This window comes from Bacillus spizizenii TU-B-10, assembly GCF_000227465.1.
In the GTDB taxonomy this organism is placed as follows: domain Bacteria; phylum Bacillota; class Bacilli; order Bacillales; family Bacillaceae; genus Bacillus; species Bacillus spizizenii.
This window is the reverse complement of sequence record NC_016047.1, coordinates 150,519-171,079: the sequence shown is the minus strand read 5'-3', so window position 1 is coordinate 171,079 and position 20,561 is coordinate 150,519. Positions and strand designations below refer to the sequence as shown.

Annotated in this window: 21 protein-coding genes, 2 tRNA genes, 3 rRNA genes and 1 pseudogene; 6 read left to right on the top strand and 21 right to left on the bottom strand. The window is 43.1% G+C overall.

Annotated elements, in window-relative coordinates:
• Positions 1-316 precede the first annotated feature (316 nt).
• The 5 genes from GYO_RS43925 to GYO_RS22560 form a co-directional block, all read right to left on the bottom strand.
• Complete coding sequence (locus GYO_RS43925; protein WP_014112369.1) at positions 317-481, bottom strand: hypothetical protein; 165 nt, start codon at positions 479-481, stop codon at positions 317-319.
• Positions 482-742, bottom strand: coding sequence for a hypothetical protein (locus tag GYO_RS22575; RefSeq protein WP_014112368.1), 261 nt, complete (start codon positions 740-742; stop codon positions 482-484).
• Positions 732-1,265 (bottom strand): helix-turn-helix domain-containing protein, encoded by a 534-nt coding sequence (locus tag GYO_RS22570; protein WP_014112367.1) that lies wholly within the window; start codon positions 1,263-1,265, stop codon positions 732-734. Before GYO_RS22570 ends, GYO_RS22575 begins: the two co-directional genes overlap by 11 nt.
• Positions 1,266-1,329: 64 nt before the next feature.
• Positions 1,330-1,521 (bottom strand): helix-turn-helix domain-containing protein, encoded by a 192-nt coding sequence (locus GYO_RS22565; RefSeq protein WP_017696740.1) that lies wholly within the window; start codon positions 1,519-1,521, stop codon positions 1,330-1,332.
• A 12-nt stretch (positions 1,522-1,533) separates the two neighbouring features.
• On the bottom strand, positions 1,534-1,767 hold the full coding sequence (locus tag GYO_RS22560) for a helix-turn-helix domain-containing protein (RefSeq protein WP_014112366.1): 234 nt from the start codon (positions 1,765-1,767) through the stop codon (positions 1,534-1,536).
• 160 nt (positions 1,768-1,927) lie between these two features.
• Between GYO_RS22560 and GYO_RS22555 the strand changes: the two genes are divergently transcribed.
• The 4 genes from GYO_RS22555 (at position 1,928) to GYO_RS22540 (ending at position 4,959) form a co-directional block, all read left to right on the top strand.
• Positions 1,928-2,257, top strand: coding sequence for a helix-turn-helix domain-containing protein (locus GYO_RS22555; protein WP_017696738.1), 330 nt, complete (start codon positions 1,928-1,930; stop codon positions 2,255-2,257).
• A gap of 245 nt (positions 2,258-2,502) precedes the next feature.
• Positions 2,503-3,168, top strand: coding sequence for a hypothetical protein (locus tag GYO_RS22550; protein WP_014112364.1), 666 nt, complete (start codon positions 2,503-2,505; stop codon positions 3,166-3,168).
• Between the two features lie 86 nt (positions 3,169-3,254).
• The gene (locus GYO_RS22545; RefSeq protein WP_014112363.1) at positions 3,255-3,788 is read left to right on the top strand and encodes an ImmA/IrrE family metallo-endopeptidase; all 534 of its coding nucleotides are present in this window, start codon (positions 3,255-3,257) and stop codon (positions 3,786-3,788) included.
• Positions 3,775-4,959 (top strand): tyrosine-type recombinase/integrase, encoded by a 1,185-nt coding sequence (locus tag GYO_RS22540; protein ID WP_014112362.1) that lies wholly within the window; start codon positions 3,775-3,777, stop codon positions 4,957-4,959. Before GYO_RS22545 ends, GYO_RS22540 begins: the two co-directional genes overlap by 14 nt.
• Positions 4,960-5,065: 106 nt before the next feature.
• Here the strand turns inward: GYO_RS22540 and GYO_RS22535 are convergent.
• From GYO_RS22535 to GYO_RS22515, 5 genes are all read right to left on the bottom strand, one after another.
• Positions 5,066-5,138: transfer RNA gene (locus GYO_RS22535), tRNA-Thr, on the bottom strand.
• 2 nt (positions 5,139-5,140) lie between these two features.
• Positions 5,141-5,215: transfer RNA gene (locus GYO_RS22530), tRNA-Asn, on the bottom strand.
• A 44-nt stretch (positions 5,216-5,259) separates the two neighbouring features.
• A 5S ribosomal RNA gene (gene rrf, locus GYO_RS22525) occupies positions 5,260-5,375 on the bottom strand.
• A gap of 54 nt (positions 5,376-5,429) precedes the next feature.
• Positions 5,430-8,357 (bottom strand): 23S ribosomal RNA (locus GYO_RS22520).
• A gap of 169 nt (positions 8,358-8,526) precedes the next feature.
• Positions 8,527-10,076: ribosomal RNA gene (locus GYO_RS22515) — 16S ribosomal RNA — on the bottom strand.
• Together the 16S, 23S and 5S rRNA genes with 2 tRNA genes alongside form the textbook arrangement of a ribosomal RNA operon.
• Before the next feature lie 353 nt (positions 10,077-10,429).
• Between GYO_RS22515 and pdaB the strand changes: the two genes are divergently transcribed.
• Positions 10,430-11,194, top strand: a complete 765-nt coding sequence (gene pdaB / locus GYO_RS22505; RefSeq protein ID WP_014112360.1) for a polysaccharide deacetylase family sporulation protein PdaB — start codon at positions 10,430-10,432, stop codon at positions 11,192-11,194.
• Here the strand turns inward: pdaB and kbaA are convergent, their stop codons facing one another.
• Positions 11,195-11,791 (bottom strand): KinB-signaling pathway activation protein, encoded by a 597-nt coding sequence (kbaA, locus tag GYO_RS22500; RefSeq protein WP_014112359.1) that lies wholly within the window; start codon positions 11,789-11,791, stop codon positions 11,195-11,197. It lies immediately after the preceding gene.
• A gap of 109 nt (positions 11,792-11,900) precedes the next feature.
• Here kbaA and gerD point away from each other — a divergent pair, with 109 nt between their 5' ends.
• Positions 11,901-12,458, top strand: coding sequence for a spore germination lipoprotein GerD (gerD, locus tag GYO_RS22495; RefSeq protein ID WP_014112358.1), 558 nt, complete (start codon positions 11,901-11,903; stop codon positions 12,456-12,458).
• A gap of 37 nt (positions 12,459-12,495) precedes the next feature.
• On the opposite strand, the gene salA is transcribed toward gerD, so the two are convergent.
• From salA to GYO_RS22445, 10 genes and pseudogenes are all read right to left on the bottom strand, one after another.
• On the bottom strand, positions 12,496-13,554 hold the full coding sequence (salA, locus tag GYO_RS22490) for an iron-sulfur carrier protein/transcriptional regulator SalA (protein WP_014112357.1): 1,059 nt from the start codon (positions 13,552-13,554) through the stop codon (positions 12,496-12,498).
• Between the two features lie 94 nt (positions 13,555-13,648).
• Complete coding sequence (gene cwlD / locus GYO_RS22485) at positions 13,649-14,362, bottom strand: N-acetylmuramoyl-L-alanine amidase CwlD (protein ID WP_014112356.1); 714 nt, start codon at positions 14,360-14,362, stop codon at positions 13,649-13,651.
• Between the two features lie 59 nt (positions 14,363-14,421).
• A complete protein-coding gene (locus tag GYO_RS22480) occupies positions 14,422-14,865 on the bottom strand; it encodes a YbaK family protein (protein WP_014112355.1) in 444 nt (147 codons plus the stop codon).
• Between the two features lie 195 nt (positions 14,866-15,060).
• The gene (locus tag GYO_RS22475; protein ID WP_014112354.1) at positions 15,061-15,828 is read right to left on the bottom strand and encodes a class I SAM-dependent methyltransferase; all 768 of its coding nucleotides are present in this window, start codon (positions 15,826-15,828) and stop codon (positions 15,061-15,063) included.
• A 475-nt stretch (positions 15,829-16,303) separates the two neighbouring features.
• Positions 16,304-16,696 carry a 30S ribosomal protein S9 gene (gene rpsI / locus GYO_RS22470; protein ID WP_004399691.1) on the bottom strand — a complete coding sequence of 131 codons (393 nt, stop codon included), beginning with the start codon at positions 16,694-16,696 and terminating at the stop codon, positions 16,304-16,306.
• A gap of 20 nt (positions 16,697-16,716) precedes the next feature.
• The gene (rplM, locus tag GYO_RS22465) at positions 16,717-17,154 is read right to left on the bottom strand and encodes a 50S ribosomal protein L13 (protein WP_003241966.1); all 438 of its coding nucleotides are present in this window, start codon (positions 17,152-17,154) and stop codon (positions 16,717-16,719) included.
• A 161-nt stretch (positions 17,155-17,315) separates the two neighbouring features.
• Positions 17,316-18,059 carry a tRNA pseudouridine(38-40) synthase TruA gene (gene truA, locus GYO_RS22460; protein WP_014112352.1) on the bottom strand — a complete coding sequence of 248 codons (744 nt, stop codon included), beginning with the start codon at positions 18,057-18,059 and terminating at the stop codon, positions 17,316-17,318.
• Positions 18,060-18,068: 9 nt separating this feature from the next.
• Positions 18,069-18,866, bottom strand: a complete 798-nt coding sequence (locus GYO_RS22455; protein ID WP_014112351.1) for an energy-coupling factor transporter transmembrane component T family protein — start codon at positions 18,864-18,866, stop codon at positions 18,069-18,071.
• Positions 18,863-19,735, bottom strand: a pseudogene (locus GYO_RS22450) (energy-coupling factor ABC transporter ATP-binding protein). The gene GYO_RS22455 and the pseudogene GYO_RS22450 overlap by 4 nt, the downstream one beginning before the upstream one ends.
• Positions 19,711-20,556, bottom strand: a complete 846-nt coding sequence (locus GYO_RS22445) for an energy-coupling factor ABC transporter ATP-binding protein (protein WP_014112350.1) — start codon at positions 20,554-20,556, stop codon at positions 19,711-19,713. The pseudogene GYO_RS22450 and the gene GYO_RS22445 overlap by 25 nt, the downstream one beginning before the upstream one ends.
• Positions 20,557-20,561 lie beyond the last annotated feature (5 nt).

The following is a 20,561-nucleotide window of genomic DNA, read 5'->3' as shown; positions in this document are numbered from 1 at the left end:
TTTTTATTTCACTTTTTGAAGTAGTTCCTGAACACTATCAGGAACTTTGTGTTCACATTTGCTGCAATAAATTTTGTAAGATCGTTCTTCGACCTTTCCGCAATTAGGGCACTTCCTTGGCGGAATAACCAGGTAAAACACCGAAAATCCTCCTTTCTGATGCTTGTACGCATCGTCAGACCAGAGAGAGGATAGTGGTAAAATAAAGGGGGTTTAGGATGGATAAAAAAGATCTCCCCCTGGCCTGACGACAAGAACAAGCTTGCCGTGCTCAATAAAGAGCGATATAATACCTTCATAACGTTTTATATTTTCCTTAAGCAGTGAGTGTAGGAGCTTGCTGCTTTTTTATATTTTCAATAGCCTTCTTCGCCTCGGCATTCACCAGAAGAATCTGTGCTGGATTCCTCTTTACTTCCCGACAATGATTCACAACCTCAGAAGCTTTCATTAACCGGCTTGCAGATAATACAAATTTCATTCAAATCATCCCCTCTAACTTTTTTTCAAAAAAATCTTTTGACGGAATAACTTCAACAATGCGATCGAAGTCTCGCTTGGATTTTATGTACTGATCTAGTTGTTTTACAGATTTGCGAAGTTCATTAACCGTTTCATTCGCCTTTTTCATATCTCCGTTAGCAACAGCTTTGATCAAGAGCTTTGAGTATTCCTCTATAAAAATTTGTTCTCGCCTTGCTGAATTAAAGTGTTTTTTCAAAACCTTGTCCTCAAGAAGCACCTTTGATTAACCCCCTCGTTAAAAGCTTCATTTTATGCTTGCCCCACATCTTCACCCATGAAATCGAGTATTCCTTACAGAGAACAACGATTAGTTGAGTTAAAGCTGTTATGACGTCTAAACATTCCTGAATCGATTTTTCAATCATTTTTGTATCTGACAATGTTTTGGGATTAACTGAAATATGCTCGACTGAATTTTGTAAGGCATCCAGCGCTTCTGTCATTTGTATTTTGGATTGAACAAGAAGGTTCACCCTATGCAAATCGGCTGTTTCCCCGTCCAGGATTAAAGGTCCCCAGCCTGTATAATCAGAAGCAGCTTCAAGGGCAGGCCGTGGATCATTATGTTTCTCAGCAAAATACTGAGCCACCTCCGGCTGAACTTTGTGGCGGCCGCATTCCTGATGAGATACAGATTCACGTGAAAGAAATAATTCATCGTCCATAGATAATTGCTGTTGTGTAAGTTCCGCCTCTTTACGAGCGCTTTTTAATGCTTTCGGTGCTCTACCAAATTTCACTTTGACCCTCTCCTTTTTCTACCAAATTTTTAACCGTATATTGGTAAACTTTAGTTAAAAGATATTAAGCAGAATCATCAACACTGTTCTGTTCTAATTGGCTTATCCAAGCATTTAGGGTTTCTGGTCGGAAAAATATTTTCTTTCCAATTCTGAAATGCGGAATTTCCTTATTTCTAACCAAGGAATAAATGGTTTCTTTATGAACCCTCAGTAAACTAGCAGCTTCCTGAGGGCTTAATGGTTTGTTGCTCATAATGAAATCCTCCTAAGCACTGTTTGTTTCTAAATCAGAAACGTTTTCAGCAAAAAAATCTGTGATTTTGCATTTTAAATGTTGCGCTAAGGTCGGCAATTGATCTGCTTTAAATGCATAAACACCCTGCTCATACTTTAAATAACTTGAGCCAGTTTTTAATCCTAGCTTTATTGCTAGATCTCGCTGAGAAATTTTTAATTCGATTCGTCTATTCTTGATAAAAACTAAATCGAGTTTCTGCATATCTTTCGCTCCTTTCGTTTCTGTTTCAGAAACTTTGTAACCACATAATACAGTTCTAAAACAGAAATGTCAACAAGTTTTGTTTACGATTTAGAAACTTTTTTTATTTCCATAACGGAAACATGTTATCATTTGTCTTACTTAGAAAGTGGTGAAAACAATGAATATAGGTGATCGGATAGTTTTATTAAGAGAAAGAAAAGGTTGGTCCCAAAGGGAATTAGCCCGCCGTGTAGACCTAAATTATGCTGTTATGAACCGTATAGAAAAAGGCACTCGACCTATTACTGATTCAGAAATAATCAAGTTAGCTGAGGTCTTGGATGTCACAACAGACTATCTGTTAAAGGGAAATTCAAACGACTCTCAAATAGATGAACTTTTAAATGATCCTGAAACCCTAATTGCTGGTCGTGATGGAAAAATTACTAAAGAACAAGCAAAAGAACTTTTGGATTATCTTTTGAAAAAAGGGTTCGATGAACAGTAGCAGCTATTCTTTATTCTTAATTCTTTAATTCTTCTTCTGGTAAAACATTTGTTAAACATTTGTTTAATAAAAAGAAACCTAAGTGTTAAATAAAACTTTTTGCACTCCCTGAAAACATAGATATATCAAGGGTTTATCATGGGTGCATGCTGTAAAACAAACTGTTTAACATTCATTAAGTTAAACGAAAGATAAAGAAAAGTTAAATCATCAAAGAGTGTATTCATATTGAGGGGGACAATTACTTGCAGCTTTACAAAAAAAGAATCTTATTACTTTTATTGTTTATGATGAGTTTATACTTAACTGCTTGCAGCTCTTCTGATTCGTCAAACGAGGCAAACAATAAAGAGGACACAGCGAGCGAAAATCAGGAAGATACATATCAAACAGGAAACAACCGTTCTTTAACTGAACCCGGTCAAAAGTACAAAGAAGATACCGGGGAGATTGTTGAATTAAATAAAATAACGAATCCAGATAAACATATTGATATTTCACCTCTTAAAGTGACAATAGACGATATAAAAGTGTTAACTCGCACAAATATTCCTAGCGACACTCTGCAGATGTATGAACTGAAAGTCGCCAAACAGCTTGATGAACCTTTAAGTTACATTCAAATAACTGTTACAGCTGAAAATACAGGAGATGCGCTTGTAAAATGGAAAGGGATTTCTATGGTCATCCCAAACACAAAGGAACAAATAGAAGTAGATAAAAATAACCTTATGGAGAATGGACCACATGATATCTACGGGAACGCTAAAGATGAGTACACAATAGGAGTTATATATGACGGGGATCCAGAAGAGATAAATTCTTTGACTCTTGTTCTGGGAGATACTTATGATAGCGAATCATATAAAACTATAACAAACGAAAAGACTATTAAATTAGATATAAACTAAATTTAGTATTTAAGCTCTTTAGGGAGCTTTTCTTTTCAACACAAAACCGAACATAGGTTTGCGTTACGTTAGTAGGAGGCTTTATCTTGTATCAATTATCACTTCTTGAAGATCGAATCAAGACAATATATACAGGTATTGGAATTGCTGATCCGGGTACATGGGACTTGGAACTAATTGCAGATAGGTTAAAAATAATAGTCCATTACAAAAACCGTTCATCTGTAGCAGTAAAACTGCTGGGAATGGCTTGTATTATTCTTGATTCGCGATTATCTAAAAAAAAGCAGTGGGAAGACTTTTCCCATGAACTGTGCCATCACATAAATCATGTAGGTGTTCAATACAAATTACCCCCACTCTTTAGAGAATTACAGGAGAATCAAGCAAATGCATTTATGTATCACTTTGCTGTACCTAGCTTTATGCTGAAAAACATCAAATTACCGGCAACCAAGCGGGAATCTATAAGTCTCATATCTGATCTTTTTCAGGTTACACATCCTTTTGCGGAAAAAAGATTGGATATGTACTTCCGTAAGTTATTCAGCTTTAAGTACCAATCATTCATGATTCAAAAGAATAAAGAAAGGGAGAAAATTTTATATGCCAACAATTGAAAAAAGAGGCGAAAAGTCATTTCGATTAGTTGTTGATATCGGTACGAAGAGCAAGCGAAAAAGAAAGGTCAAAACAATTAGAATAGAGGATCCAGCTTTATTAAAAACCACTAAAAAACTGCGCAATTACCTGGAGAGTGAATGGTATAAATTCAAAACAGAAGTTGAAGCCGGCGCTTATATCACACCACACAAACGAACATTCAATATGTTCATAGAGGACTGGGAGAAAAAATATGCCCTGGATCATCTCGATGATAAAACTCGTGAAACTTATGAATATATTATGGGGAAAGAAATACAGCCCTATTTTGGAGACATGTACTTAGACGAGATTCAGCCTATTCACATATTAAATTTCCTAGAAGAATACCAAAGGGAAAATGATGTCTCAACGTCAAGCATTCATGCAAGATATCGAATCATTAGAGATATCTTAGGAAGAGCAGCTGAGTGGAAAATTATAAAAGAAAACCCTGCAGAAAACGTAAAGCGGCCAAAACAAAAATACAATGAATATGAAATTTATACTGAAGAAGAAATAAAGGAAATTTTTATGCTATTAGATGAACACGCTCCATTGAGGAACAGAGTTATGATTAAATTTGCTTTTACTGGAGGATTTCGTAGAGGTGAACTATTAGCAATCGATGAAACAGATTTATTTTTTGATACTAATGAAGTCAGAATTGATGAGTCTTTACAATATACAAAGAAGAAAGGTTATCGGTTTAAAGATCCTAAAAGTAACTCTTTCCGAAAAGTTACGATGCCGCCTGATATTATGCAAGAAGCAGCTATTTTGCTACGAGAGATCAAGAAGAATAAATTACTGTTGGGTGAACTGTGGAGAGGAACAGATAAGCTTTTGTTATTTGGTGGGGATATGGGGCAACCCCAGTATCCAACCTCACCTAATACTTGGTGGCAGAGATTCACTAAGAGACACAATATCAAGCCAGGACGTCTTCATGATATGAGACACTCACACGCAACGATGTTAATAAATCAAATTGGGAAAGTACCTGGATTAAACATTAAAGCTATTTCTCAGAGGCTTGGCCATGCTAACGTCCAAACCACTTTGAATATTTACACTCACGCTAACCGTGAATCAGATATTTTAGTTGCTGATGCAATCAATAATATATTAAAAACGGGGACATTTTAGAGAAATTCTCTAATTTGCCACCCGTATGACACCCAACTATTTTAGACAAAAAAAATAACAGTTCCATATTTCGCGGAAACTGCATAAGATCAACGTATTTTAAATAAGCTTCCAAGCGGGCTCGAACCGCTGACCTCTTCCTTACCATGGAAGTGCTCTACCTGCTGAGCTATGGAAGCAATGGCTCCGCAGGTAGGATTCGAACCTACGACCGATCGGTTAACAGCCGATAGCTCTACCACTGAGCTACTGCGGAATAATATAAGCTTCATAAACAAACATGGTAGAAATAAAAAATCTGCTTGGCGGCGTCCTACTCTCACAGGGGGAAACCCCCGACTACCATCGGCGCTGAAGAGCTTAACTTCCGTGTTCGGTATGGGAACGGGTGTGACCTCTTCGCTATCGCCACCAAACAAATTGAGAGTGTTCTCTCAAAACTAGATAACAGGTGTGACATCATTCAAAATGTGGTTAAGTCCTCGATCGATTAGTATCTGTCAGCTCCATGTGTCGCCACACTTCCACCTCAGACCTATCAACCTGATCATCTTTCAGGGATCTTACTTCCTTGCGGAATGGGAAATCTCATCTTGAGGGGGGCTTCATGCTTAGATGCTTTCAGCACTTATCCCGTCCGCACATAGCTACCCAGCGATGCCCTTGGCAGAACAACTGGTACACCAGCGGTGCGTCCATCCCGGTCCTCTCGTACTAAGGACAGCTCCTCTCAAATTTCCTGCGCCCGCGACGGATAGGGACCGAACTGTCTCACGACGTTCTGAACCCAGCTCGCGTACCGCTTTAATGGGCGAACAGCCCAACCCTTGGGACCGACTACAGCCCCAGGATGCGATGAGCCGACATCGAGGTGCCAAACCTCCCCGTCGATGTGGACTCTTGGGGGAGATAAGCCTGTTATCCCCGGGGTAGCTTTTATCCGTTGAGCGATGGCCCTTCCATGCGGAACCACCGGATCACTAAGCCCGACTTTCGTCCCTGCTCGACTTGTAGGTCTCGCAGTCAAGCTCCCTTGTGCCTTTACACTCTGCGAATGATTTCCAACCATTCTGAGGGAACCTTTGGGCGCCTCCGTTACCTTTTAGGAGGCGACCGCCCCAGTCAAACTGCCCACCTGACACTGTCTCCCCGCCCGATAAGGGCGGCGGGTTAGAAGGTCAATACAGCCAGGGTAGTATCCCACCGATGCCTCCACCGAAGCTGGCGCTCCGGTTTCCAAGGCTCCTACCTATCCTGTACAAGCTGTACCAACATTCAATATCAGGCTGCAGTAAAGCTCCACGGGGTCTTTCCGTCCTGTCGCGGGTAACCTGCATCTTCACAGGTACTATAATTTCACCGAGTCTCTCGTTGAGACAGTGCCCAGATCGTTGCGCCTTTCGTGCGGGTCGGAACTTACCCGACAAGGAATTTCGCTACCTTAGGACCGTTATAGTTACGGCCGCCGTTTACTGGGGCTTCAATTCGCACCTTCGCTTACGCTAAGCGCTCCTCTTAACCTTCCAGCACCGGGCAGGCGTCAGCCCCTATACTTCGCCTTACGGCTTCGCAGAGACCTGTGTTTTTGCTAAACAGTCGCCTGGGCCTATTCACTGCGGCTCTCTCGGGCTTGCACCCTAACAGAGCACCCCTTCTCCCGAAGTTACGGGGTCATTTTGCCGAGTTCCTTAACGAGAGTTCTCTCGATCACCTTAGGATTCTCTCCTCGCCTACCTGTGTCGGTTTGCGGTACGGGCACCTCTCACCTCGCTAGAGGCTTTTCTTGGCAGTGTGGAATCAGGAACTTCGCTACTAAATTTCGCTCGCCATCACAGCTCAGCCTTATGGGAAACGGATTTGCCTATTTCCCAGCCTAACTGCTTGGACGCGGATATCCAATACCGCGCTTACCCTATCCTCCTGCGTCCCCCCATTGCTCAAATGGTGAGGAGGTGGTACAGGAATATCAACCTGTTGTCCATCGCCTACGCCTTTCGGCCTCGGCTTAGGTCCCGACTAACCCTGAGCGGACGAGCCTTCCTCAGGAAACCTTAGGCATTCGGTGGAGGGGATTCTCACCCCTCTTTCGCTACTCATACCGGCATTCTCACTTCTAAGCGCTCCACCAGTCCTTCCGGTCTGGCTTCACAGCCCTTAGAACGCTCTCCTACCACTGTTCGAAGAACAGTCCGCAGCTTCGGTGATACGTTTAGCCCCGGTACATTTTCGGCGCAGAGTCACTCGACCAGTGAGCTATTACGCACTCTTTAAATGGTGGCTGCTTCTAAGCCAACATCCTGGTTGTCTAAGCAACTCCACATCCTTTTCCACTTAACGTATACTTTGGGACCTTAGCTGGCGGTCTGGGCTGTTTCCCTTTCGACTACGGATCTTATCACTCGCAGTCTGACTCCCAAGGATAAGTCATTGGCATTCGGAGTTTGACTGAATTCGGTAACCCGGTAGGGGCCCCTAGTCCAATCAGTGCTCTACCTCCAAGACTCTTACCTTGAGGCTAGCCCTAAAGCTATTTCGGAGAGAACCAGCTATCTCCAGGTTCGATTGGCATTTCACCCCTACCCACACCTCATCCCCGCACTTTTCAACGTGCGTGGGTTCGGGCCTCCATTCAGTGTTACCTGAACTTCACCCTGGACATGGGTAGATCACCTGGTTTCGGGTCTACGACCACGTACTCATGCGCCCTATTCAGACTCGCTTTCGCTGCGGCTCCGCATCTTCTGCTTAACCTTGCACGGGATCGTAACTCGCCGGTTCATTCTACAAAAGGCACGCCATCACCCGTTAACGGGCTCTGACTACTTGTAGGCACACGGTTTCAGGATCTCTTTCACTCCCCTTCCGGGGTGCTTTTCACCTTTCCCTCACGGTACTGGTTCACTATCGGTCACTAGGGAGTATTTAGCCTTGGGAGATGGTCCTCCCGGATTCCGACGGAATTTCACGTGTTCCGCCGTACTCAGGATCCACTCAGGAGAGAACGAAGTTTTGACTACAGGGCTGTTACCTTCTATGGCGGGCCTTTCCAGACCTCTTCATCTACCTCGTTCTTTTGTAACTCCGTACAGAGTGTCCTACAACCCCAAGAGGCAAGCCTCTTGGTTTGGGCTAATCCCGTTTCGCTCGCCGCTACTCAGGGAATCGCATTTGCTTTCTCTTCCTCCGGGTACTTAGATGTTTCAGTTCCCCGGGTCTGCCTTCTCATATCCTATGAATTCAGATATGGATACCACTCCATTACGAGTGGTGGGTTTCCCCATTCGGAAATCTCCGGATCAAAGCTTGCTTACAGCTCCCCGAAGCATATCGGTGTTCGTCCCGTCCTTCATCGGCTCCTAGTGCCAAGGCATCCACCGTGCGCCCTTTCTAACTTAACCGTTAAAAAGAATCACTATGTGATATCTTGTCTTACTAATTGAATGTGATGTCTACTGTTATCTAGTTTTCAAAGAACACGTTTCGAAGGAATGATCCTTCAAAACTAAACAAGACAGGGAACGTTCTGTTTATAAGACCCAAGGTCTTATATTCCATAAATATCCTTAGAAAGGAGGTGATCCAGCCGCACCTTCCGATACGGCTACCTTGTTACGACTTCACCCCAATCATCTGTCCCACCTTCGGCGGCTGGCTCCTAAAAGGTTACCTCACCGACTTCGGGTGTTACAAACTCTCGTGGTGTGACGGGCGGTGTGTACAAGGCCCGGGAACGTATTCACCGCGGCATGCTGATCCGCGATTACTAGCGATTCCAGCTTCACGCAGTCGAGTTGCAGACTGCGATCCGAACTGAGAACAGATTTGTGGGATTGGCTTAACCTCGCGGTTTCGCTGCCCTTTGTTCTGTCCATTGTAGCACGTGTGTAGCCCAGGTCATAAGGGGCATGATGATTTGACGTCATCCCCACCTTCCTCCGGTTTGTCACCGGCAGTCACCTTAGAGTGCCCAACTGAATGCTGGCAACTAAGATCAAGGGTTGCGCTCGTTGCGGGACTTAACCCAACATCTCACGACACGAGCTGACGACAACCATGCACCACCTGTCACTCTGCCCCCGAAGGGGACGTCCTATCTCTAGGATTGTCAGAGGATGTCAAGACCTGGTAAGGTTCTTCGCGTTGCTTCGAATTAAACCACATGCTCCACCGCTTGTGCGGGCCCCCGTCAATTCCTTTGAGTTTCAGTCTTGCGACCGTACTCCCCAGGCGGAGTGCTTAATGCGTTAGCTGCAGCACTAAGGGGCGGAAACCCCCTAACACTTAGCACTCATCGTTTACGGCGTGGACTACCAGGGTATCTAATCCTGTTCGCTCCCCACGCTTTCGCTCCTCAGCGTCAGTTACAGACCAGAGAGTCGCCTTCGCCACTGGTGTTCCTCCACATCTCTACGCATTTCACCGCTACACGTGGAATTCCACTCTCCTCTTCTGCACTCAAGTTCCCCAGTTTCCAATGACCCTCCCCGGTTGAGCCGGGGGCTTTCACATCAGACTTAAGAAACCGCCTGCGAGCCCTTTACGCCCAATAATTCCGGACAACGCTTGCCACCTACGTATTACCGCGGCTGCTGGCACGTAGTTAGCCGTGGCTTTCTGGTTAGGTACCGTCAAGGTACCGCCCTATTCGAACGGTACTTGTTCTTCCCTAACAACAGAGCTTTACGATCCGAAAACCTTCATCACTCACGCGGCGTTGCTCCGTCAGACTTTCGTCCATTGCGGAAGATTCCCTACTGCTGCCTCCCGTAGGAGTCTGGGCCGTGTCTCAGTCCCAGTGTGGCCGATCACCCTCTCAGGTCGGCTACGCATCGTTGCCTTGGTGAGCCATTACCTCACCAACTAGCTAATGCGCCGCGGGTCCATCTGTAAGTGGTAGCCGAAGCCACCTTTTATGTTTGAACCATGCGGTTCAAACAAGCATCCGGTATTAGCCCCGGTTTCCCGGAGTTATCCCAGTCTTACAGGCAGGTTACCCACGTGTTACTCACCCGTCCGCCGCTAACATCAGGGAGCAAGCTCCCATCTGTCCGCTCGACTTGCATGTATTAGGCACGCCGCCAGCGTTCGTCCTGAGCCAGGATCAAACTCTCCGATAAAGTAGTTTGACTGACTACGCACATCGCTGTGCGATTTTATAAAACATGAATTAACAGGTACGTTTTGTCTTGTTTAGTTTTCAAAGATCATTACTGCCGCTTAACGAAGCAGCTTTATTACTATAACATTCAGCTTCTTTTAAGTCAACAACTTTTTTCAAAGTATTTAATGAAGCTTTTAGTTGACGTCGGCTGTTTATCAGCGACGAATAATAATATATCACGGATATTATCAATAGGTCAACACCTAATTTAAGCTGAATGTAAAGCGACATTTTATCGGTTATATTCAATTGGCCATGCTCATAAAATGTAAAAACAAGAATGATGGACAAGATAAGGAGGACTCATCAGTGAATCACTTCTATGTGTGGCACATTAAACGAGTGAAACAATTTATTATTATACTTATCGCCGCATTTGCAGCAGCCAGCTTTTTTTACATTCAAAGAACTGTCCCGCTTCCCGTGTTTTCAACTGACACCGGACCTAAAGCCATTTATAAAGGAGAAACAGATTCAAAAGACATCGCACTTACGTTTGATATCAGCTGGGGGGATGAGAAAGCAGAACCCATTCTTGACACCTTGAAAGCGAACGGGATTAAAAATGCGACATTTTTCCTTTCCGCTTCTTGGGCCGAACGCCACCCTGACACAGTGGCACGTATAGTGAAGGATGGCCATCAAATTGGGAGCATGGGGTACGCCTATAAAAACTATGCCAATTTAGAAAGCAGCGAAATAAAAAAAGACATTAACCGTGCACAAACTGCCTTTGAAAAGTTAGGGATCAAAAACATACAGCTATTAAGACCCCCTACCGGACAATTCAATAAGAATGTTCTAACGGTCGCAAAGCAATACAATTATACAGTTGTTCATTACAGTGTGAACTCTCAAGATTGGACAAATCCCGGAGTTGAAAAAATCATCGACAATGTGACCAAGCAAGTTTCCGGAGGAGACATTATTCTTTTACACGCCTCCGACTCGGCAAAACAAACAGAAGAAGCGTTGCCCGATATCATCCACCATCTTAAAGAAAAAGGATTAAAAAATGTAACCGTAGGTGATCTCATCGCAAATTCAGATGCCAAATCCGCAGAGGTAAAGTAATTACTTTGCTGCAAACTTCGGCAGCATCAGCAATTGGAAAGCATTACACGCCATTAACGGGAAAAGCATTAAATAAAGCCAGTCCTCATCATTTACTCTTAGCGCAGGGAACCATTCTAATGCGGTAATCACAACCATTAAAAACAACGATGACACAAACGTTTTCTTAGAGGACTGCTTTTGCTTTATATAAGCTGTAATCACTCCAAATATCAATAAAAACACCGGTAACCACGCATAGCCAGCCAGCGACTCTCCGCTCTCTCCAAAAAATAAAAAACGCACGTACATTAAATCAAAAGCAACAAACAGGATGAAAAACAGCTGAAGCAAATTCCACAAAGACGAGGACCTTAATATCTCAAGCGCAAACCGGTGAACTGTTAAAAACACGAAAAAACCCATTTGGCTGATCACACTGAAAATCATGCCTACACCGATAAACCAAAATAAAACAGAGAAAATCTGTCCCGCTTCAAAAGCAAGAAACAGTCCCTTATATTCTCCCCATTTTAAAGCAAAACCCACAATACTCGTGATAACCGCTCCGACAGCTAAAATAGAAAAGAAAAAACGAACCAAACCACGGCTTTTCATTTCTTTATTCATCCCCTCAAAAATCGCAAACCGCGATATTTTGTTATGTATAATTCCAAACAGATGAATCATATTAAAAGTAAGACAAGTATGTGAAAGGAGCTTAAGCATGTCAAAAGCCAAAATGCTATTGATGAGCTGTTTTTTGTTATTATCTGTAACAGCTTGCGCTCCAAAAGACCAAGCAGCGGATATGGACTATGATCAGACCAAAAAAATGGTTGTTGATATATTAAAAACTGATGATGGAAAGAAAGCAATTAAGGAATTATTAAACGATGATGCGATGAATGAAGCGCTGGTGATTGACCAAGATGCGATTAAAGGAACAATAGAAAAAACACTTACCTCTAAAAAAGGTGAAGAATTCTGGAAAAACATCTTTGAAGACACTGATTTTGCTCAAGGCTTTGCCAAAACTCTTCAGACAGAGCATGAAAAAGTGATTAAAAAACTGATGAAGGATCCGGATTACCAGAAGATGCTGATGGGCGTTATGCAGGATCCGGGCATGAATAAAAAGTACAGCGAACTGGCAAAAAGCCAAGAATTCCGCAGTTATTTAGAAGAGGTTATTAACGAAACACTTTCTAGTCCGCTTTACAAAAAACAGTTCGAAGATGAGCTAAAAAAAGCAGCAAAAGATACTGCCAAAGAAAGTGAATAAAGGGAAAGCCGGGATCTAGAATCCCGGTTCACCTTTTTTATACTTGCACTGACATTTTTGCAACTATTTTTTTTGCAATGTCCTGATAAATTTCTCCGATTGGATGATTTTCATCATAAACAGACGGCGCAAATTGGTCCTGATCCCAATCAGGCTGTTTCAACGGGATTCTGCCGAGCAAAGGCACGTTTAGTTCCTCAGCTAGTTTATCTCCCCCGCCTTTTCCAAAGACATATTCTCTTTCCCCTGTCTTTGCACTTTCATAATAAGCCATGTTTTCTATGACACCAACGACCTCATGATCGGTTTTAATTGCCATAGAACCCGCTCTCGCTGCGACAAAAGCAGCTGTTGGATGCGGTGTCGATACAATGACTTCTTTGCAGCTCGGAAGCATAGTATGTACATCGAGAGCAACGTCCCCCGTCCCAGGCGGAAGATCAAGAACGATATAGTCTACTTCTCCCCACTCTACTTCGTGGAAAAAGTTGTTTAGCATTTTGCCAAGCATTGGCCCCCTCCATACGACCGGAGCATTTTCTTCTACGAAGAAGCCCATTGACATCACCTTTACCCCAAAGCGTTCAACAGGAAGCAGTTTCTCTCCTTCAACAGTAGGACGCACAGTGATACCCATCATATCCGGCACACTGAAGCCATAAATATCCGCATCAATTAAACCGACCTTTTTCCCAAGTCGAGCCAGAGAAATAGCAAGGTTTACTGACACAGTTGATTTGCCTACGCCGCCTTTTCCGCTTGCTACAGCAAGAAAGACTGGTGGGTTATCCATATTTAACAATGTTTTTTTCTCAGCTGACGGCGCCCGGAATTTTGCAACCGTTTCTTCAGGCAGCTCTTCAAATCGAAGGCCGACCGTCTCAGCGCCTGCCCCTTTTAAGACGTTTACGATCTCTTGCTGAATCTGCATTTGTTCTGCAGTTCCGGTTTTGGCAAGAGCGACTTTTACACTGACATGCTGTTTTTCAGGCTTTATTTTAATTTCCTTAACGGCATCCAATTCTCCCAGAGGTCTTTGAAGAAAAGGTTCGCGCATTTCACCGACTAGTTTTCTTACTTCATCTTCTCTTATCATCGAACCTCACCCTTTTGTGTATTCGTTTACAAGCATTATTATATCATACATAAATGGCGGGTGTCTTATGCTTAGAACCATAAGAAAACCCTCTTTACTCCGGAGGGTCTCCTTTTTCTGTGAAATATCGCAAAATGCCTTTATATATGGAAGATGCCACCTTGTCCTGGTATTTCGACTTCCCGAGCAGCCTTGCTTCATTTGGATTGGATAAAAATCCAACTTCTACAAGCGCCCCCGGTTTGGTGACGTTTTGCATTAAGTAGATACCATGAATCCGCTTTGCTTTCCGGGTTGTGTTTTCCAGGTTTCTTCTCAACTCATCCTGAATGTATTTCGCGACTTTCTCATTTTCCGCATATTTTCCGAAATAAAAGCTTTGGGCTCCGCTCCATTTTTGTGACGGAATCGCATTGAGATGAATGCTGATATAAAGTTCAGCCTCTGAATGGTTTATTAATTTAACTCGCTGCCTTAAGTCTTCTGCTTTTCGTCTGCTGTAGCCCTTCGTTCCTTCTGGAGCGAGATCGGTATCACTTTCTCTGGTCATGATGACAAGCGCTCCTTGTTCCTGAAGGTAATCCCTGACTCTAAAGGCCACTTCCAGGGTTACATCCTTCTCTAACAGCTTTCCGCCGACTGCTCCGCCGTCAGGCCCGCCATGACCTGGATCCAGATAAATAATTTTCCCGCTCAAGGGCAGACTCCATGGCTTCCAAGAATCGTTATTGCTGAACTGATACTTGAATAGAAATAGTAATACGATAAAGCCTAGCAAAAAACCAAGCCATTTAAGCTTTTTCCTCATCCCTTCCCCTCCCGCTTGTCCGTTACTACATAACTATGGGACAGGGCCGGGAAATATGATTAACGCATGCGAAGCTTACACTGTTTTTCTCTTTGGACAAACCCCTCTGTCCACCAGTCTTTAATGAACTTGCGTGCTGCTTCATAAACCGTATTTTTATCAAATGTTGTGTATTGCTCGTGTGTCCAATTATAGAGATAATCAAAAAACTCCATACGAAGCTCTTCTTCTTCTCTTGCAGAGCGAGCACTGATGCTCTGCATGGATTCTCCGTAATAGCCGAATATCCCAAAACGCCCGCCTAACAAATAAGCTTCTATCGCAAAATCAATACAGCCTTCGGTAATAATATCTCTTTCATCATGAAAAAATGGAAATAATGGTTCCAAACAGTCCTTAACAGACTGGATAATTTGTCTCAGAGAGAGTTCTTTGAGCAAGTTCTTTTCTAATTCAAAATCCTTTTGGCGTTTCACATCCATAAAAGACAGTACTTCTGCCATATAAATTCACTCTCCTTTTACCGGTTATTTTGAGGATTGGATAGTGAAACAATGCCCGAATTCGATTGGAAATTCGCCCAAATGAAGGTGCCGAATCGATAAAAAGAAGAGGATGTAGCAGCTTTCCACGAGGTCGGAACAAATGTTCTGTTAGTGATTATTAAAAAAACAGCCCCTTTAATAGGTCGCTGCTTTTCATACTTTCACGCTTCTTGTTGCAGAATATGTATGAATATATTGGTCCAATACAAACCCGCCTTTATCTTCGTAAAATCCAGTGACGATAAAACCGGCATCAATCTGGCCCTTGATTTGGTCTTCTAAGGAATGGCCGAATTCCAGAGCCTCATTTTTTTCAATCAGTTTTTTCACTTTATGCTTTGGAAGATCTTCTGAGTCGGCATATGGAATGGAGTGTTTTACTTTTAAAATCCCTTGCTGTTCTAATTCTACATCAAACAGAAATACGACTGGATTTACAAAGCCTGAGATTAGAACACCGTTTCTTTTCAGCACACGGTGCGCTTCCTTCCAGACTGGGAGGACGTTCTCAACAAAAACATTGGCAACAGGATGTACAATGACATCAAATGATTCATCCTTAAATTGACTGAGGTCGTCCATGCTTCCTTTGACAGTATGTATCTTGAGATCATCGCGCTCAGCAACCATTCTATCCTGATCCAGCTGTTTTTCCGAGTTATCTAATACAGTGACATCCGCTCCTGCAGCTGCCAAAATCGGGCCTTGCTGGCCGCCACCTGATGCTAAACAGAGTACTTTCAGCCCGTTGACAGGGGGAAACCAATCCCTCGGTACATCTTTCATTGGTGTTACCCTTATATCCCAATTGCCTGTTTTCGCTTGTTCGATGACATGCTGCTCAACAGCAACAGTCCATTCATTGCCTGTTTCTACTTTTTGATCCCAGGCTTTGCTATTATGGTCTACTAACGCATTCATGAATCGTTCTCCTTACTTTAATGTATAGAGTATAACAAATATTTCTAGATTGTTATCGCTTTCCCTTTGTATATTTAGAAAAAAGTTCATAAAAACGCAAAAAAATCACAAAGGAGATATGTGATTTACGTCATCAGATTTACACTTATTTCGTCAAATGGTGTCATTAGCAAAAAGCTAGTGTTCCTCCGGGCTATGATACAGTGGAAGAATCAGCAGGGAGATTTAACAGGTTGAGACCAGTGGTTAGAATGAGCTGGACTGACGACATAACCATTAAGAACTTTGACCAGATTCCAAACGTAGTAATGACATGAAAGCTATCATGATTATTACAGTGAGACCGTTTATAAGCAAGCATTTTGCTTAGTCCGTCAAGCGTTCATTTAGTTATCTTACTGTATGCGGAGGTATGAGCATTTTATTAATATAAAAAAGCTCCCAACACAAGGTCGAGAGCTTTGAAAACGTAAAATTAACGTTTTGAGAACTGAGGTGCACGACGAGCGCCTTTAAGACCGTATTTTTTACGTTCTTTCATACGAGCGTCACGAGTCAGAAGACCTGCACGTTTAAGAGTTGTACGGTATTCTGGATCTGCTTCAAGCAAAGCACGAGCGATACCGTGACGGATTGCTCCAGCTTGACCAGATAAGCCGCCTCCATGTACGTTTACTAAAACATCATAAGTGCCAGCTGTTTCAGTCAAAGTTAATGGTTGTTTGATATCTTCGATTAGAGCTGCAGATGGGATGTGTTCGCTGATTTCACGATTATTAACGACGATACGACCTTCTCCTGGAACTAAACGCACACGCGCTACAGAGCTTTTACGACGGCCAGTACCGTAATATTGAACCTGTGCCAAATTGGTAACCTCCTTTTTAATTAACCGCGAAGTTCGTAAACTTCAGGTTTTTGTGCTTCGTGTGGATGCTCAGAACCACGGTATACGTTCAATTTTTTGAACATTTGACGACCTAGAGAACCTTTTGGAAGCATGCCTTTGATAGCAAGCTCAAGCATTTTCTCAGGGTAGTTTGTACGCATTTCAAGAGCAGTTCTTGATTTTAATCCGCCTGGATGTTGAGTGTGACGGTAGTAGATTTTGTCAGTTAACTTTTTACCAGTTAACTCGATTTTTTCAGCGTTGATGATGATCACATGATCTCCAGTATCAACGTGTGGTGTGTAAGTTGGTTTGTGTTTTCCGCGAAGGATAGCTGCAACTTCTGAAGAAAGACGACCTAAAGTCTTGCCAGCAGCATCAACAACTAACCACTTGCGTTCAATAGTACTTGCGTTAGCCATAGGTGTTGTACGCATTGAATTTCCCTCCTAAATGATCTGTCATTTTCAATAAACTTCGATTACGTTCTATTTCACAACACAATAAGTTCCGGGGCTTATCGTGGGGTTGAAATACATACCATATGATATCTTATAACTTTATGCAGACTCTGTCAAGAAAATATTATACACCTGGTTTAGTTGTCATAGTAAACGTTCCATAAATATAGCCCATGCCCCGGTGCTGTACGCCCTGCTGCTTCGCGATCCTTCGCTGCCAGCATGGATTTCACATCATCGGGAGAAATTTTTCCAATACCTGCATCAAGCAAAGTACCCACAATAATTCTGACCATATTATATAAGAAACCGCTGCCTGTGATCCGCATTTGCAGGCCGTCATCCGTCTCAGTCCAATCAAGTTCGTAAATCGTTCTTACCTTGTCCTGCACTTCTGTTTTAACCGCGCAAAAGCTCGTAAAATCATGTGTCCCTATAAGATGCTTTGCCGCTTCTCTCATGTTCTGCACATTAAGGTGATATGAAAAATGGTAAGCGTAATGCCGTTTAAATACGTCCGGGTGTTTCTCCGTGTATACAAAATAGCGATATTCTTTTTTGACTGCGCTAAATCGTGCATGGAACCCATCATCCGCAATTTCTGCCTGTTTGACTGCGATATCGTCCGGAAGCAGTGCATTTAAAGCATACGGCCATCTCTCCGCCGGGATAGACAGCGGAGTATCAAAATGAATCACCTGTCCGGCTGCGTGAACCCCGCTATCTGTTCTTCCTGACGAAACGACCGGAATTCTGTCTTTCGACTTATGCAGGACAGCCAAAGCCTTCTCAAGTTCATTCTGAACCGTTCTTTTTCCCGGCTGCACCTGATATCCATTAAACAAATGTCCGTCATAAGAAATCGTGCATTTCAGTCTCATACAGCACCTCTATGTCCTTAAGAAAAATAACAAAGCAGCCAAAATCATCAAGCTCACAATGACAGAAGTGTCTTTTCCTGTCCATACAAGCTTTCTGTATTTCGTACGTCCCTCTCCGCCTTGATATCCCCTGGCTTCCATTGCCACAGCAAGCTCTTCGGCGCGTTTGAATGCACTGACGAAGAGAGGGACAAGAAGCGGGACAATAGCCTTCACTCTGTCTTTGACAGGTCCGCTTGTAAAATCAACGCCTCGCGCCATCTGAGCCTTCATGATCTTATCTGTCTCCTCCATCAAGGTCGGAATAAACCGCAAAGAAATTGACATCATAAGAGCAAGCTCGTGAACAGGAAGCTTTATTTTTTTCAATGGATTCAGCAGCTGCTCCATTCCATCGGTAATCTCAATCGGTGTTGTCGTCAGCGTTAATAAGGTTGTAATTAAAATCAAATAGACGAATCTAAGAGAAATGAATATCCCTTGGACCAAACCGCCCTCATAGACTTTGAAAACACCTAATTGAAAAATAACCGGTCCTTCATGTGTCATTAAAATGTGAAGAAGGAACGTAAAGAGGACAATCCAGATGATTGGCTTTAGCCCTTTCATTAAAAAAGAGAAAGGAACTCTTGTTAAAGAAACGACGCCTACAGTAAATAATCCAAGAAGCGCATATGTCTGTACATTATTGGCTAGAAATACGATGCAGACAAATAAAAAGATCGTAATGAGTTTTGTTCTGGGATCAAGCCGATGTACAAGTGAAGAGCCCGGTACATACTTGCCGATAATCATGCTGTCCATCATAAGGTCTTCTCCCCCTGAAAAAGAGCACGGATTTCAGCAGCCGCATCTTCAATTGTGAGCATAGGCTCTTTAAATCTGACGCCAAGTGCAGCTTCCAGCTGTCTTTGAAATTTTATCGTTTCCGGAAGATCCAGCCCCCAGCCAGCCATCTCTTCACCTTTTAAAAACAAATCACGCGGACTGCCTGATGCTTGTATCGTTCCTTTATGCATAACGATCATTTCATCAGCGTATTCAGCCGCATCCTCCATGCTGTGTGTCACAAGGATCGTCGTCAGGTTTCCCCGTTGATGAAGCTCATAAAACATGTCCATAATCTCTTTTCGCCCTCTTGGGTCCAATCCTGCAGTCGGTTCATCAAGAACAAGCACTTCAGGGTCCATTGCAAGTACGCCGGCAATTGCAACTCTGCGCATTTGCCCCCCGCTTAATTCAAAAGGCGACCTGTCCAAAAGCTCTTCTGATAAACCTACAAGCTTCAGCATCTCTCTCGCTTTTTGTTCAGCATCTTCTTTTTTCACACCAAAGTTCATCGGTCCGAATGAAATATCTTTGAGAACTGTCTCTTCGAATAATTGATGCTCAGGAAATTGGAAAACGATTCCGACTTTTTTACGAAAGGGTTTTCAGCTCTTTATTCTTTTTCCCCTGCCTGAATGACTGTGCTGCCTAGTGATATCTGTCCCTTCGTCGGCTTCAGAAGACCATTCAGGTGCTGAAGAAGAGTGGACTTGCCAGAGCCTGTATGCCCAATAACGGCTACGTAGCTGCCTTCTTTAATCGATGCATTGATATCATACAGTGCAAAGGCGCTCAAACGGCGTCTTCATCTGATAACGATGTTCTACATCTTTGATTGTAATGTCCATAGCTCTTTCACCAGCCCTTCCTGAGTCAAATGATTTTCTTCCAAAGCCAGTCCATTTTCTCTTAAAAGCTGGCTAAGCTGGAATGAGAAGGGTAAATCAAGCCCAATTCGAACAAGTTCTTTATTCAATTTAAAAATCTCTTCAGGCAGCCCTTCGGCATATTTCTTACCGCCATTCATCACAATGATCCTGTCTGCTTTTGCTGCCTCATTCAGATCATGTGTGATGGAAATGACAGTCGCCATGCCTTGCTCCTTTAAATGTCTTACCGTTTCAAGCACTTCTTCTCGCCCAATCGGGTCAAGCATGGATGTTGCTTCATCTAAGATAATAATATCAGGACGTGCGGCAATAACACCCGCAATCGCAACTCTCTGCTTTTGGCCTCCGGAGAGATGGTGCGGCTCTTGATCGAGAAAATCTTGCATGTTCACCTGTTTTACTGCCCAGTCTACTCTCTCAATCATTTCTTCCCGCGGTACACCATTGTTTTCTAAACCAAAAGCCACATCATCGCGAACAGTCGTTCCGACAAATTGGTTATCCGGATTTTGAAAGACCATACCTATCTTTTTACGCACTTCCCAAACCGATTCCTCTGTCAATTGAATCCCGGCAACCTCGATGTCGCCTGATTCAGGAAGGATTAAACCATTCAATGCCCGGGCCAGTGTTGATTTCCCTGAACCGTTATGACCTACAATTGCAAGCCATTCACCCTCATACACCTGCAGGGAGACGCCGTCTAGTGCTCGTCTTTCTGCGTCTTTCCGATATCGAAAAACGATATCCTCTACCGATATCAACTGATTTTGATTCATGGAAA

What these genes read in the sequence shown, in the direction of transcription:
- GYO_RS43925 (WP_014112369.1), bottom strand. Translation starts at nt 481, where the DNA reads ATGAAATTTGTATTATCTGCAAGCCGGTTAATGAAAGCTTCTGAGGTT.
- GYO_RS22565 (WP_017696740.1), bottom strand. Translation starts at nt 1,521, where the DNA reads ATGAGCAACAAACCATTAAGCCCTCAGGAAGCTGCTAGTTTACTGAGG.
- GYO_RS22560 (WP_014112366.1), bottom strand. Translation starts at nt 1,767, where the DNA reads ATGCAGAAACTCGATTTAGTTTTTATCAAGAATAGACGAATCGAATTA.
- GYO_RS22555 (WP_017696738.1), top strand. Translation starts at nt 1,928, where the DNA reads ATGAATATAGGTGATCGGATAGTTTTATTAAGAGAAAGAAAAGGTTGG.
- GYO_RS22540 (WP_014112362.1), top strand. Translation starts at nt 3,775, where the DNA reads ATGCCAACAATTGAAAAAAGAGGCGAAAAGTCATTTCGATTAGTTGTT.
- kbaA (WP_014112359.1), bottom strand. Translation starts at nt 11,791, where the DNA reads ATGAAAAGCCGTGGTTTGGTTCGTTTTTTCTTTTCTATTTTAGCTGTC.
- gerD (WP_014112358.1), top strand. Translation starts at nt 11,901, where the DNA reads ATGTCAAAAGCCAAAATGCTATTGATGAGCTGTTTTTTGTTATTATCT.
- salA (WP_014112357.1), bottom strand. Translation starts at nt 13,554, where the DNA reads ATGATAAGAGAAGATGAAGTAAGAAAACTAGTCGGTGAAATGCGCGAA.
- cwlD (WP_014112356.1), bottom strand. Translation starts at nt 14,362, where the DNA reads ATGAGGAAAAAGCTTAAATGGCTTGGTTTTTTGCTAGGCTTTATCGTA.
- GYO_RS22480 (WP_014112355.1), bottom strand. Translation starts at nt 14,865, where the DNA reads ATGGCAGAAGTACTGTCTTTTATGGATGTGAAACGCCAAAAGGATTTT.
- GYO_RS22475 (WP_014112354.1), bottom strand. Translation starts at nt 15,828, where the DNA reads ATGAATGCGTTAGTAGACCATAATAGCAAAGCCTGGGATCAAAAAGTA.
- rplM (WP_003241966.1), bottom strand. Translation starts at nt 17,154, where the DNA reads ATGCGTACAACACCTATGGCTAACGCAAGTACTATTGAACGCAAGTGG.
- truA (WP_014112352.1), bottom strand. Translation starts at nt 18,059, where the DNA reads ATGAGACTGAAATGCACGATTTCTTATGACGGACATTTGTTTAATGGA.
- GYO_RS22455 (WP_014112351.1), bottom strand. Translation starts at nt 18,866, where the DNA reads ATGATGGACAGCATGATTATCGGCAAGTATGTACCGGGCTCTTCACTT.
- GYO_RS22445 (WP_014112350.1), bottom strand. Translation starts at nt 20,556, where the DNA reads ATGAATCAAAATCAGTTGATATCGGTAGAGGATATCGTTTTTCGATAT.